Consider the following 13,839-nt stretch of genomic DNA (forward strand, 5'->3'; position numbering starts at 1 on the left):
TGCCATGATGCGAGACCGAAAGCCGTACCTGCAGACCAAACCAACATAACAGTTGCCGGCTTTCGCCGGGACGACGAATGGAGAAAGCCTGCGCCGGCTTTCGCTCTCAATCCCGATACGACGGATCCGCCCGGTCGAGCTTGCGCAGCAGCGCGGGCCAGGCGAGTTCGCCGTTGCGGGCAGCGCGGCCGGGCTTCGGCAGCATCCGCTCATAGGTGTCTTCGAGGATATTTTGCGGCGGATAGATCAGCTTGGTGTTGCAGGACAGCGCCATCACCTGGGTCTGGCAGGCGCGCTCGAGGCGGAACAGCACGTTGAAGGCGGCGGGCACGGTGCGGCCGACAACCAGCAGGCCATGGTTGCGCAGGATCATCGCCTCGTTGTCGCCGAGGTCGCGGACCAGGCGTTCGCGCTCGTCGACATTGTCGGCGATGCCCTCGAAGTCGTGATAGGCGATGTGCAGGAAGCGCATCGAGGTCTGCGCCAGCGGCAGCAGGCCGCATTCCATCGCGGAGACCGCCATGCCGGCCGGGGTATGGGTGTGCGCGACGCAATCCATGTCGTGCTTGGCCATGTGGATGGCGCTGTGAATGACGAAGCCCGCGACATTGACGTCGTAGTCGGTTGCGTTGAGCAGCGTGTTGCCTTCGACGTCGACCTTGATCAGGCTGGAGGCGTCGATCTCCTCGTACAGCATGCCGTAGGCATTGATCAGGAACTGGTCGGTGGTGCCGGGCACGCGGCAGGAGATGTGGTTCGCGATCATCTCGGTCATGCCGTACATCGCCGTGAGCCGATAACAGGCGGCAAGATCGACGCGGGCCTGCCACTCCTCGGCGCTCACCTGCTCGCGGACGGATTTGACGACCTTGATCGCGGGCGAGCTGACGGGGGGATTCATGGCGTTCTCTCCTCGAGATATCTGCGGGGCCGCGGCCCGTTTGTTGCCGCGGACCATAGCAGAATCCGCGCGGCGGCAAGCTGCGCTGCACCTGCGTATTTGCAGGTCTGGCGGGCAAAAACCGAATGCGGATTGGCGCGCCGCGCCTTCAATGCCACAATGCGGAAAACAGCCGAGGCGCACCATAATGAGCGATCGCAAGATACGTATCGCCGTCCTGCATTTCTCCCACGAAACCGTCTCGTTCCTGCCGAACGAGACCACGCTCGACGACTTCATCTATCCGGGCTCGCCGGCCAAAGGCGAGGCGCTGCTGCAGTTCGATCCCAAGAACTATATGGGCGGCTTCGTGCAGGTGGCACGCGAGTTCTCCGAGGTCGAGCTGGTCGGCATCGAATCCCCGCTCTGGCCGAAGACCTACACCGGGTCTGGCTGGATCACCCAGGAAGCCTATCGCACCTTTGCCGGCAAGATGATCGACGGGCTGAAGGAAGAGGGCCCGTTCGACGGCGTCTATCTGTGCCTGCACGGCGCGATGGCCGTGCGCGACGTGCCGCGGCCGGAGGCCGATCTGGCGCGGCAGGTCCGCGAAGTGGTCGGCCGCTCCGCCTTCATTGCGGCGACGTTCGATCCGCACGGCAATGAGGACGAGGCGTTCCTCGAGCAGGCGGACATGGCGTTCGCGGTCAAATATTTCCCGCATTATGACGCGCATCTGCAGGGTGAGCGCGCGGCACGCATGCTGGTGCGGGCGATCCGCGGCGCCTACAAGCCGACGCACAGAACGATCAAGGTTCCCGTGATCTCGCCCACCGTGCTGCAATGGACCGGGGCGCGGCCTTGGATGGATCTCGTGCAGCGCGCGCTGGTCTGGGAGGCCCGCGAGGTCGACGTCTACGTCAACATCTTCTTCGGCTTCCCGTTCGCGGACGTTCCCGATGTCGGCATGACCGTTCAGGTTCTGACCAACGACAATCCAAAGCTCGCCGAGCAGGTCGCGCGCGATCTCGCCGGCACGATCTGGCGGCTGCGCGAAGCCTTGCTGCAATCGACCAGGCTGTACAGCATCGCCGAGGGCGTCGCGCTGGCCAAGCAGGCCGTCGCCGCTGGCAACACGCCGGTGGTGCTGGCCGATCACAGCGACCGGTCGGGGTCGGCGACCTGGCTGCTGCGTGAGATCATCGCGCAGGACCTCGCCAACACTGTCATCGCAACCATTGCCGACGCGAGGGCGACGGCAAGCCTCAAGGCCGCCGGCGCGAAGGCCGGCGATGCCTTCGACATAGAGATCGGCGGCCTTGCCGACGAGTCGGCGGGCGATCCGGTTCGGATTCAGGGCACCATCTCGGCTGCGGGCGAGGGCTACGGGCAGTTCTGGGTCTGCGTGCGCTTCGGCCGCAACAATGTGCTGATCCTGTCCACCTACCTGGTGCAGGTCATGGAGCCGTTTTCGCTCAAGGCGCTGGTGCCCGACATCGGCACCTTTGACGTGATGGCGATCAAGTCGCGGGTCCATTTCCGGCGCGGTTTTGACGACAACGGCTTTGCCAGCACGATCCTCCTGGTCGAGCCCGAGCAGCCGTTCCTCGGCACGACGCGTCTCGACAAGCTGCCGTACAAAAACGTCGATCTCGCGCGGTTCTACCCGTACGGCAATCCGGCGTTTTCGGAGCAATCGTCATGACGGAAAACCGCTATCGCCTGATCGGCTCGACCGCCTCGCCCTATGCGATCAAGCTGCGCGCGCTGATGCGCTACCGGCGGATTCCGCACGATTGGGTGATCATGACCAAGGCCTTGCGCGAGGCAACCGCGCATCTGAAGCCGATGCTGATCCCGGTGCTGCAATATCCCGACGGCAGCTATCGCGGCGAGACCACGACACTGGCTTATGATCTGGAGGCGCGCCATCAGGGACGGTCGGTGATCCCGGAAGACAGGGCCATCGCTTTCATCTGCGATCTGCTCGAGGACCTCGCCGACGAATGGGCGGTGAAGCCGTTGTTTCTCTATCGCTGGTGGGATCCGGAAGATCAGGCCTATGTCTCGCGCTGGGCCGGCGAGGAATGGTCGACGTCGGAGGCCGAGGCCGGCAGCCGCGACGAGATCGAGGAGTTCCGTCTGCGGCAGATTTCGCGCATGGTCGTTCTCGGCGCGACGGATGAGAACAGGCCGCTGCTGGAAGAGAGTTACCGGCGGACGCTTGCGGCGTTCGAGCCGCATGTCGGCATGACGAATTATCTGTTCGGCAGCCGGCCGTCGCTGGCGGATTTTGGCTGGTTCGGCCAGCTCAGCGAGATGGCGACCGACCCGACCCCGATGCGGATCATGCGGGAACGTGCGCCGTTCACCGATCACTGGGTGCGGCGGCTCGATGACGCGTCAGGTGTCGAGGGCAGCTGGTATCCTCGTGAGCAGGCGCTTGGCGGGTTCGCGGAGGCGCTGCTGCGGATCGCCGGCGAGCTCTATCTGCCGTTCCTTGAGGCCAATGCGGATGCATTCGCGAACGGCCTCGAGCGGCTCGAGATCAACGTCTGGGGATTGCCCTATGCACTGGCGCCGTTCAAATATCAGGTCAAATGCCTGCAGCAGCTGCGCGAGAAGTTTACTGCGCTCGATGCCGGCGAGCGCGCGGCGTTGAAACCCGTGCTGGAACGCACCGGGTGCTGGGCGATCCTGAACGGAGGCTGATCGATCCGCGACGATAGGCAGATTCGAAACGGTCGGCGCCTACGTCCGATGCCGGCTGCCAAGCGCGATCGCAATCGTCTCCGGCTGCTTGATCCGCTCGATCAGCATGTCGATGCGGTCGCCGCCCCAGAACAATTCGCCGTTGAACACCATGCTGGGAACGCCGAATACGCCGAGCGCTTCGGCCTCGTCGATGATGCGGTCATGTTCGGCGCGGGCAGGGCCGCGAACATAGGCCTCGAAGGCCTCAGTTGAGCCACCGACGGCGGTGATCACGCCGGCAATCTCGGACAGCTCGTCGATCTCCAGCTCGTGGTTCCAGAATTTCCGGAACACCGTGTCGTGATAGGGCCGGAACAGTCCGTGGCGCTGCGCGAACAGCATGCCGGCGCTGGCGTAGAAGGCGTCATAGATCCGGCGTGGGCCTTTCATGGTCAGTCCCTGCACGTTGGCGAACCGGCGCGCATCCATGTAGGCGTAGCGCACCTTGCGCCAGAAGTGCGGCGTGCGCTCCTCGACCGTGCCCATGAATTCGGGAATGCGCAGCGTGTAGGGCAGCCATTCCAGCTCGACGCCGTACGTCTCCTCGAGCTCGAACAGCCGCTTGTTGGCGACATAGGCATACGGAGACTTGTAGTCGGTGTAAATTCGGACCCGCGGCTTTTCCATCATCGTTCCTCGCCTCGTCAGGATAATTGTTCCCGATCCCGCGCGGTGGCGCAATGCGGGTGTGACGAAGAGGAAATCGCGGGCAAACGAACGGGCCCCGGTGCAGTCAAGCATCGCGGGGCCCTGCTACTTCGTTTTAGCGAAGGATCTCTGGTGTAGACCAGTGGTGTTTCGGGACCTAAAAGCGCGTGGCCTTTGCGCTCCTGTCCTGCGGATATGTTCAGATTGTCGGCAGTGCACGCGGCTAGCAGCTGCTGTTCGCCTCAACGTGCACCGAGACCTTGCCGCTGAGCAAGGTCGCTGGCTTGCGCCGGTGGCGTCATGCTCCTCTCCAAGAGGTGGGCCGACGGACGTCTGTCCGCTTCTGCTGCCTGGCGGCCGATCCCATAATCGTCCGTCAATTCCTGCGACGCGAGGAGCGAGCGCTCCAGCACCTCAACAGGTGCAGTCAGCGAAATGCTGCGGCAGTTATGGCCATCTGTCAAGTTAACGAGCGGGGTAATTCAGGTCAGGATTCCTGTCGCGACTTGGTCTTTCGATATTGGCTGAAATCCGGATCGTGCGTCATCTTCCAGTAGTCGACGAACCGCCACGGCATCGCCGAGAACACGCGGCCGCTTGTGTTGCGGTAGTAGGTCGTCATGCCCGGATGCGTCCAGATCAGTTGCTCATGCTCGGCGTCGACGTCGCGGATATACGTGTCATGCGCGTCGGGATGCACGTCGATCGCGGCGATGTCGTTCTCGATCATCTCGACAAGGCAGCCGGAGATGTAGCGGCTCTGGCACTCCGACTGGAAGATGACGCTGCCGCCATGCGCAGGCCCTGAATTGGGGCCGAGCATCAGAAAGAGATTGGGGAAATCAGGTACGGTGAGGCCGAGATAGGCGGTCGGATTGTCGTCGCGCCACGCCTGCTTGAGGTTCTTGCCGTCACGTCCGGTGATGTTGAGCCGCGCCGCCATCTCGGAGACCTTGAAGCCGGTCGAGATCACGATGACGTCGTGCTGCCGCGATGTGCCGTCGGCAGTGACGATTCCGTCCGCGGCGAAATGGTCGATCTTGTCGGTGACCAGCTCGACATTCGGTTTGGTCAGCGTCTTGAACCAGTTGTTGTCGAGCAGGATGCGCTTGCCGTAGGGCGGATAGGTCGGCATGCATTTCTCGATCAGGTCGGGGCGATCCTTCAGCTCGGAGAGAATGAAGTCGGCGAGCTCCTGGCGATGCCGGTCGTTGCCCTTGTTGACGGCGCGGTCCGGATGCGGCCAGGCCGGATCCTTGCGCAGGAACGGCAGCAATCCGTCGCCGTAACGCCAGAACATGTTGAAGCGATACCACTGCACATAGAACGGCAGATGCGCGAGCAGCCACTGCGCACCTTCGGTGATCGGATCGGAATAACCCTTCACCGGCCGCGCCCATTGCGCGGTGCGCTGGTAGACGGTGACCGAGGCGACGCGGTCGGCGATTGACGGCACCAGCTGCATCGCGGTCGCGCCGGTGCCGATCACGGCGACATGCCTGCCGTCGAGCTTGATGTCGTCGGACCACAGCGCCGAATGAACCTTCAAACCGGAAAAGTTTTCGTCTCCCTCAAAGCGGGCAGGCAAGGGATCATTGAGCTGGCCGATCGCGCTGACTAGCGCCGTGGACTCGAAGGTCTCTTCGCCGCCCGCGGTCCTCAGCGTCGAGATCCAGCGCCGCTTGCCTTCGTCCCAGCGCGAGGCGACGAGCTCGGTATTGAGGCGGACGTGCTTGCGGATGTCGTATTCGCGCACGACCTTGAGCAGATAATCGAGCAGCTCCTGGCGCTGCGCGAAATAGCGGGTCCACGGATTGCGGGCGCCGAACGAGAAGGAATAGGAGTGGTTCGGCGTATCGACGCCACAGCCGGGATAGCGGTTGACGTACCAGGTGCCGCCGATCTCGTCCTGCTTCTCGACAATCGTATAGGGAATGCCGAGCCGGCCGAGCGCAACGCCAAGCGCGATCGCGCAGACCCCGGCGCCGACGATCAGCACATGCTGCTGCGCCAGCTTCTCGCCAGAAGGGCGCTCGCGCCAGCGCGCGTCGCGCGGAACGAAGCCCATCTCTTCCCGCATCAGCGGGGCATATTCCGGCGCGACATTCTCGCCGAGCGTCGCGCGCATCATCCGCAGCATCAGCTCATTGCCGGGATCGGTGATGACGGGCTTGGGCGTGCCGTGCGCGAACAGGTTCAGGACGGCCGCGCGAATCTCGTCCTGGATCTGCTTCGGCACGCCGGCGTCGGGATCCGGGATCAGGCGGACGTCGCGCTTCGGCTTGTAGGGCGGCTCGAGCCACTTCTCGTCGCCGGTCATGTGCACCAGCACCATCAGCAGCACGCGGATGTCGCCCTCGGCGATGGCGGAGGACAGATCGAGGTGTTTGCGCGAAAGCTCGATATTCATGCGTTGTCCTCAGCTACGTGGGGCTTCCGGCAGGCCGCCATAGGCGGCCCAGGTGGTGCCTGCGATGTAGCCGGCATCGACCGGCAGGTTGATGCCGGTGACGCCGCTGCTCTGCGGCGAGAGCAGCCAGGCGATCGCCTGCGCCACTTCCATCGGCTCGACCAGCCGGTTCATTGCTGTCGGCCGTGCCAGCAGATCCTTGTCGAGGGCGCCCGATGCGATGCCGGCTTCGAGCGCGGCCGTGCGGGTGAAGCCGGGCGACACCGCGTTGACGCGGACGCCGGTGCGGCCCCATTCGGCGGCGAGCGTCTGCGTGATCTGGATGACGCCGGCCTTTGCCGCGGTATAGGCGTGGATCGGGCCCGACGTCATGCCGGCCACCGAGGCGACGTTGACGATCGCGCCATGCCGCCGCTTCGCCATTCCAATACCGACGCTGCGCGCAACCAGGAAGGTGCCGCGCAGGTCGATATTGACCTCGCGGTCCCATTGCTCCATCCGCACCCGCTCGATCGTGTGCATCTTGCCGAACACGCCGGCGGCGTTGACGAGGCCGCTGATCGGACCATGCGCGGTCTCGATATCGGCAATGCCCGCGACAACGGCGCTCTCGCTCGCGACGTCGAACGGCGCCGGCCACAGGACGACGGCTGTCCCAACCAGCGGCTCGGGCGCGATGTCGACGATGACGACGCGATGCCCCTGATCGGCGAGCAGCGTCGCGGTCGCCGCGCCAATGCCGCGGCTTCCGCCGGTGACGAGGATGGTGCCCTCAGCGCTCATGATTTTCTTCCCTTGTCGCTGGTGGTGAACAGGCCGCGGGTGACCAGCTTTTGATAGGCCGTGATCACATAGTCGGGCACCGCGGTGACGCCGCGCTCGGAATAGGAATAACGGCGGCTGAGATAACCGCGTGCGCCCATCAGCACCTGGACGATGGCCTCGAATTCCTCGTCGCTGAAGGTGTTGGTCGCACCCGCTGCTCGCGCGCGTTGCAGGATCCGCACATAGGCGCTCGAGATGTTATCAAAATGCTTCTGGTAGCCGATCGGCGCGAAGAATTCGGCCTCGTTGAGGATGCGCAGGAATTCCGGCACCTCGCGGATGAAATCGAAGAAGGCGCTGAAGCGCTCGATCTCCTGCCGGGCCTCGCTCGCGGTGCCGGTGCGCGCATGGATGAAGCGGACCATGTCGAGGCCGATCTTCGGCAGCAGTTGGTCGAGCAGCTCCTGGCGGTTCTCGAAATGATTATAGAAGGTGCCCTGCGCGACGCCGGCGGCTTCGGTGATGCGCGCGACCGAGGCTTCGGCATAGCCGTGTTTGCCGACGACCTTGGTCGCGGCGTCGAAGATCTTCTGCTTGGTCCAGGCGTTGCGCTCGACCCGGTTGAGTTTTGTCACTTTGGCGGATGTCGCTTGCGTCATGCGGTGGCCTCGAGTTCGGCGCGGAGCACGCGTTTGAGCACCTTGCCGGATGGATTGCGCGGCAGGCTGTCGCGGATGACGAGCTGCCGCGGCACCTTGAAGCCGGCGAGCCGTGTTCGGCAGAAATCGGCGAGATCGGGCAGGTCGAGCTTGGCGTCGTCGGCCAGCACCACGATCGCGACCGGCTTTTCGCCCCAGCGCGCGTCCGGCAGGCCGATCACCGCGACCTCGCGCACTTCAGGCATTTCGTAGATGACGCGCTCGACCTCGGAGGAGGCGATGTTCTCGCCGCCGGAGATGATCATGTCCTTCTTGCGATCGGTCAGATACAGGAAGCCGTCGTCGTCGAGATAGCCGACATCGCCGGTACGGAGCCAGTCGCCGAAGAAGGCGGATGCGGTCTTCTCCGGATCCTTCCAGTAGCCCTGCGTGACCTTCGGGCCGCGCAGGCAGATCTCGCCGTTCTGGCCGGCCGGCAGGCGCTTGCCGGCATCGTCGCGGATCTCGATCTCGACATGGGCGATGGCGCGGCCCGTCGAGCCGATCTTCTCGATCTCGCGGCCCGCGTCCATGAAGGTATCGCCGCCGCAGCTTTCGGTGAGGCCGTAGGCATCGATGTAGCGCGCGTTCTTGAAATAGTCCGAGAAGGCACGGATGCGGAGCTCCGGCGTCTTCTCGCCGCCACCGATCGCCCATTGCAGGCTGGAGACGTCGTAGCGCTCGCGGTTCGGGCAGGTGAGGAGCGCCGTGGTCATGACCGGCGCGAACCATGCCGCGTTGAGTTTCTCCCGCTCGATTGCGGCGAGCGCCGGCTCGGGCTCGAAGGTGCGGTGAATGCACAGCATGCCACCATGCCAGAGCACCGCGATGCCGGGCAGGTCGAGCGCGCCGACGTGATAGAGCGGGCCGACGACGAGCAGCCGCGTGTCGGCGTTGAGCCCGAGCACCAGGGTCTGGTCGGCGGATTTCCAGTAGATGTTCTCGTAAGTGAGCATCACTCCCTTGGGACGATCCGTCGTGCCCGAGGTGTACATCAGCCGCATCAGGTCGCGCGGTCGGCGCACATGGATCGGCGCCGGTGCGATGTCGGGCGCAAGGTTGGCGACGCTGGACTGCGCGACTTCATCGAGCAGCACGACCGGCGCGCCGGTCGCGACCGCGGCAAATTCCTCGTCTGCGACGAGGAGGCGCGCGCCGGAATTGCCGACGATGTAGCCGACCTCATCGGCCGAGAGGCGATAGTTGATCGGCAGGAACACCGCGCCGATATGGCTGGTCGCGAACACCAGCTCGAGAAAGGCCGTGCTGTTCTTCATCAGCACGGCGACCACATCGCCGGGCGCGATCCCGCGCCCCGCGAGCCAGCCGCCGACCTGCCGGATCCGCAGATCAAAATCGGCGTAGGAGACGTCCTCGCCGCGATATTTCAGCGCACAGCGGTCCGGGGTCCGCCGGGCATGAAATGCGATGAAGCTGGAAAGGTTGATCATTTGCCGCTGGCGGGGCCGATTCCGGCGCCGTTTTCTCCCTAGATGAATTATGAGTCGTAATTCATCTTTGGCTTGACGTCACCCCCCTTGCTCTGAAAACATTGTGGCCATGGAGACGAAACGATCTCCGGCAGGGATTTTGGGAACGCGAACCCGACAGGGAGGGGAATGATGAAGAGGACCCGGAAACCGGGCATCACCCGGCGCTCGACGCTTGCGCTGATGGGCGCCGGCGCGGTGAGCTTTGCCGCGCCATGGGTGGCGCGCGCACAGGCCAAGACGATCAAGATCGGCATGCCGACCATTCTGTCGGGCCGCGTCGCGCAGCTCGGGACGTCCTCGCGCAACGCGGTGCTGCTGGAGGTCGAGAAGGTCAATGCCGCCGGCGGCCTTGCCGGACGGCAGATCGAAATGGTGATCCGCGACTCCAAGGGGCAGCCGCAGGAAGCCGCGCGCATCGCGCGCGAGCTCGTCAACACCGACGGCTGCGAGATGCTGCTTGACGGCGAAGCATCCTCGGGATCGTTCGCGGTTCACGAAGTGGCGCGCGATCTTGGCGTGCTCTGCATCCACACCTGCTCGGAAGCGTCTTCGCTGACCGCCGATCCCAAGCAGCACATTCCGAACGCCTTCCGCTGCGTGCGGCAGGGCATTCATGACTCGATCGTCGGCGCCAGCTACGCGGCAGGGATCGCCAAGGCCAAGGGCCTGAAGAAATGGGCGACCTGTTCGCCCGACTACGCGTATGGCCGCGACACCACCGGCGAGTTCGTGCTGTACCTGAAGAAGTTCGCGCCCGACGTCGAGATCATCAGCGAGTCCTGGCCAAAGCTGTTCCAGCCCGATTACACCGAGGTGGTGACGAAGATCCTGCAGGCCAAGCCGCAGGCGCTCTATTCCTGCCTGTGGGGCGGCGATCTTACCTCCTACATCGACCAGGCCAACATCTACGCGATGTTCACCCAGATGGAGGTGTTCGCGGTCAACATGGCCGACTACACCGCGCTCACGGTGGTGAAGAACCTGCCCAAGGGCATCCACTCCGGCGACCGCTACATCAAGACATTCCCGCCGACGCCCGAAAATGCCGCCTGGGGCGACGCCTATAAGGCCAAGTACAACGAGTATCCGACCAACTGGTCTTGGCAGAACGCCACGGCGGTCATGTTCCTCAACGAGGCCGTCAAGAAGGCGAACTCCACCGACGGCAAGAAGGTCGCGGAGGCGCTCACCGGCCTCACGATCAAGTGCCCGTTCGGCGCCGACGGCACCGTCACCATGCGCGCCGACGACCACACGCTGGTCGGTTACGCCATCGGCTGGGGCACCACGATCCCGCAGGAGCCCTACGTGCCCGATGTGAAGGCCGGAGACTGGAAGACCATCTTCGAGCTCGAAGCCGAGTGGAAGAAGAGCAAGGGCTACACCTGATCCGCGTGTGCGGCGGAGGCGGCAATCTGCTGCCTCCGCCTCGCATCTGAAGTTTGTCGCGCGCCGACGTTGCGGCCCGCCGTGATGGATGATTTTCCGTGGACCTCGACGCGCTCGCCAGTTGCCTCGCCAGCCCTGCTTGCCTGGTGACGCAAACCACCAGCGGCCTGATCATCGGCATGCTGCTGTTCCTTGTCGCCGTTGGGCTGACGCTGATCTTCGGCGTGCTCAAGGTGGTCAATTTTAGCCACGGCGCCTTCTATATGTTCGGCGCCTATTTCGCGATGACGGCCTACCAGCTCACCGGCAGCTTCGCGCTGGCGATGCTGAGCGGCGCCGTCGGCACCGCGATCCTCGGCCTGATCTTCGAGCGCGTGTTCATGAGCCGGGTCTACGGCCGCGACGTCCTGATGCAGCTCCTGGTCTGCTACGCGTTCGTGCTGATCTTCGACGACGTGGTCCGCATGATCTGGGGGCCTGAGTTCAAGTCGATGGGCATGCCGGCCGCGTTCCAGGTGCCGCCGCTGTTCATCGCCGGCGGCGTGGTGCCGCCATATTATCTGCTCTTGATCGGGGTGGCGCTCGCCGCGGCCGTTGTTCTCGGCCTGGGGCTGGCGCGCTCCAGGATCGGCAAGGTGATCCGTGCGGCTGCGCATAATCCCGGAATGGTCTCGGCGTTGGGTATCAATACCGGGCTGATCTATGGCGGCGTATTCGCGCTCGGCGGCATGCTGGCGGGACTGGCGGGAGCGCTTGCCGCGCCGGTGCGCTCGCTGACGCCGGGCATGGGGTTCTCGGTGCTGATCGAATCCTTCATCGTCACCGTAATCGGCGGCATGGGCTCGATCCTCGGCGCGCTGATCGGCGCGCTTTTGATCGGCCTGATCCGTTCCTTCGGATCGCTCGGCTTACCGCTGTTCACCGAGGGGCTGATGTATCTGTTCATGGTGATCGTGCTGGTGTCGCGTCCGACCGGGCTGTTCGGCAAGGAGGTCGCATGACCGAGTTGCAGGCCGGGCAGGGCACGCAGCCCCTCGAGATTCCCCGGATCGACGCCAGGCCGCAGCGTTACCGCGATGTGCTGATCGCGCTCGTGGCCTTTGTCCTGCTCGCGCTGTTGCCGGTGCTGTTCGGCAGCAAGCAGCTGCTCGACTTCGTGATCCGCTGCGCCGCCTATGGATTGTTCGCGACGTCGCTCAACCTTCTGGTCGGCTACACCGGGCTGATCTCGTTCGGCCACGGCATGTTCTTCGGCCTCGGTGCCTATGGTTTCGGGCTGATGATGCAGAAGACCGGCGTGCCGATCCCGGTGGCCTTCGTCGCCACGCTGGCGATGACCTTCGTCGTTGCGATCGTGATCGGCGCGATCTGCGTGCGGCTGAAGGAAATCTACTTTGCGTTCGTCACGCTGGCATTCCAGATGCTGATCCACTCGACCATCCTGTCGTGGCAGTCGCTGACCGGCGGCGACCAGGGCCTGCGCGGCGGGATTCCGCGGCCGCCGTTTCTCGGCATTGATCTGTCGAACCATCTGCATCTCTACATCACGAGCTGCGCCCTGCTGGTGATCGGCCTGCTGCTCATGCGCCAGATCGCGCAATCGCCGTTTGGCTACACGCTGCGCATGATCCGCGACAACGCCACCCGGGCGAGCTTCATCGGCATCGATGTCTGGCGCGCCAAGCTGACGATCTTCGTGCTCGCCGCGCTGTTCGCGGCGACCGGCGGCATCATCATGGCGTTGTTCGTCTCCGGCGCCTATCCCGAATTTGCCTATTGGACGATCTCGGGCGAGGGCATCTTCATCAACATGCTCGGCGGCGTGACAACCTTCCTCGGACCGATGGTCGGCACGGTGCTGCTGCTGATCCTCAACGATACCGTTACCCGCCTGACCGAGTATCACGGCATCGTGCTCGGCATCGTGATCCTGTTCTTTGCCATCGGCCTGCGAAAGGGCCTGATGGACTTCGTCGTCGAATGGTTCGCGCAGCGTCGCGGAGAAGCCGGGGAGCGCGCGCCATGAGTGCACAGACACGGATCAGCGTCGTTACCGGCGGCGCCAGCGGCATCGGCGCGGCGTGCGTACGTGAGCTCGCGGCGGCCGGCGATCTCGTCGCCGTTCTCGACCGCGATCTCGCCAAGGCGCGGACGGTTGCGGCGGAAGTCGGTGGCAAGGCCTTTGCGGCCGACGTGGCGGACGAGCGCAGCGTCGAGGCCTGTGCGGCCGCGATCGAGCGTGACTGCGGCCCGGTCGCGGTGCTGGTCAACAGCGCCGGCATCATCCAGGTGCCGGTCCGGCCGCACGATCTGCCGATGACCTCCTGGGACGACGTCGTGCGCGTCGACCAGCGCGGCACCTATGTGGCCTGCGTTGCCTTTGCGCGGCAGATGATCGCGCGCAAGCGCGGCAGCATCGTCAACATCGCCTCGATTGCCGGCATGCGCTCGATGCCGCTGCATGCCTATGCGCCCGCCAAGGCGGCGGTGATCGCCATCACCGAATGCCTCGCGGCCGAATGGGGGCCGTCCGGTATCCGCGTTAATGCGGTGTCGCCTGGTTACACGCTGACGCCGGCGCTGAAAAATGCCATCGATCGCGGAGAGCGGGATGTCTCGGCGTTGGCTGCCAACGCAGCACTTCGCCGCCTCGTCGACCCCTCGGAAATCGGCCGCGTCGTCGCATTCTTGGCGTCCGATGCGGCCTCGGCGATGACCGGCGCCAACGTGCCGGTCGATTGCGGCTGGCTTGCCGGCACATCGTGGAGCACCTATGGCGGTCTGCGGGAGGCGAGCGGCTAG

12 protein-coding genes are annotated in these 13,839 nt (G+C 64.5%); 6 read left to right on the forward strand and 6 right to left on the reverse strand.

Annotated elements, in window-relative coordinates; translation table 11 throughout:
• Window positions 1–106 precede the first annotated feature (106 nt).
• On the reverse strand, window positions 107–901 hold the full coding sequence (locus IF803_RS28195; protein WP_021080321.1) for a class II aldolase/adducin family protein: 795 nt from the start codon (window positions 899–901) through the stop codon (window positions 107–109).
• A gap of 187 nt (window positions 902–1,088) precedes the next feature.
• On the opposite strand from IF803_RS28195, the gene IF803_RS28200 reads away from it, so the two are divergent.
• Together IF803_RS28200 and IF803_RS28205 are read left to right on the forward strand one after the other, a co-directional pair.
• A complete protein-coding gene (locus tag IF803_RS28200; RefSeq protein ID WP_028343200.1) occupies window positions 1,089–2,585 on the forward strand; it encodes a M81 family metallopeptidase in 1,497 nt (498 codons plus the stop codon).
• Entirely contained in the window at window positions 2,582–3,592 is a 1,011-nt protein-coding gene (locus tag IF803_RS28205) for a glutathione S-transferase N-terminal domain-containing protein (protein WP_461194272.1), read from the forward strand. The genes IF803_RS28200 and IF803_RS28205 overlap by 4 nt, the downstream gene beginning before the upstream one ends.
• Window positions 3,593–3,631: 39 nt before the next feature.
• Here the strand turns inward: IF803_RS28205 and IF803_RS28210 are convergent, their stop codons facing one another.
• The 5 genes from IF803_RS28210 to IF803_RS28230 form a co-directional block, all read right to left on the reverse strand.
• Entirely contained in the window at window positions 3,632–4,261 is a 630-nt protein-coding gene (locus tag IF803_RS28210; protein WP_461194329.1) for a DsbA family protein, read from the reverse strand.
• A 508-nt stretch (window positions 4,262–4,769) separates the two neighbouring features.
• Window positions 4,770–6,692, reverse strand: a complete 1,923-nt coding sequence (locus tag IF803_RS28215) for a flavin-containing monooxygenase (RefSeq protein WP_461194274.1) — start codon at window positions 6,690–6,692, stop codon at window positions 4,770–4,772.
• Window positions 6,693–6,701: 9 nt separating this feature from the next.
• Window positions 6,702–7,475: an SDR family NAD(P)-dependent oxidoreductase gene (locus IF803_RS28220; protein ID WP_461194276.1), complete on the reverse strand. Its 774-nt coding sequence runs from the start codon at window positions 7,473–7,475 to the stop codon at window positions 6,702–6,704.
• Window positions 7,472–8,116 (reverse strand): TetR/AcrR family transcriptional regulator, encoded by a 645-nt coding sequence (locus IF803_RS28225; RefSeq protein ID WP_461194278.1) that lies wholly within the window; start codon window positions 8,114–8,116, stop codon window positions 7,472–7,474. Before IF803_RS28225 ends, IF803_RS28220 begins: the two co-directional genes overlap by 4 nt.
• Complete coding sequence (locus IF803_RS28230; RefSeq protein ID WP_461194280.1) at window positions 8,113–9,606, reverse strand: AMP-binding protein; 1,494 nt, start codon at window positions 9,604–9,606, stop codon at window positions 8,113–8,115. The genes IF803_RS28225 and IF803_RS28230 overlap by 4 nt, the downstream gene beginning before the upstream one ends.
• A gap of 171 nt (window positions 9,607–9,777) precedes the next feature.
• Here IF803_RS28230 and IF803_RS28235 point away from each other — a divergent pair, with 171 nt between their 5' ends.
• The 4 genes from IF803_RS28235 to IF803_RS28250 all read left to right on the forward strand — a co-directional run bounded on the left by IF803_RS28235 (window position 9,778) and on the right by IF803_RS28250 (window position 13,839).
• A complete protein-coding gene (locus IF803_RS28235; protein WP_038383532.1) occupies window positions 9,778–11,037 on the forward strand; it encodes an ABC transporter substrate-binding protein in 1,260 nt (419 codons plus the stop codon).
• A gap of 98 nt (window positions 11,038–11,135) precedes the next feature.
• Window positions 11,136–12,038: a branched-chain amino acid ABC transporter permease gene (locus IF803_RS28240; RefSeq protein ID WP_461194282.1), complete on the forward strand. Its 903-nt coding sequence runs from the start codon at window positions 11,136–11,138 to the stop codon at window positions 12,036–12,038.
• Window positions 12,035–13,063 (forward strand): branched-chain amino acid ABC transporter permease, encoded by a 1,029-nt coding sequence (locus tag IF803_RS28245; protein WP_461194284.1) that lies wholly within the window; start codon window positions 12,035–12,037, stop codon window positions 13,061–13,063. The genes IF803_RS28240 and IF803_RS28245 overlap by 4 nt, the downstream gene beginning before the upstream one ends.
• On the forward strand, window positions 13,060–13,839 hold the full coding sequence (locus IF803_RS28250) for an SDR family NAD(P)-dependent oxidoreductase (protein WP_461194286.1): 780 nt from the start codon (window positions 13,060–13,062) through the stop codon (window positions 13,837–13,839). The genes IF803_RS28245 and IF803_RS28250 overlap by 4 nt, the downstream gene beginning before the upstream one ends.

The sequence above is a fragment of the Bradyrhizobium sp. UFLA06-06 genome (assembly GCF_054820065.1).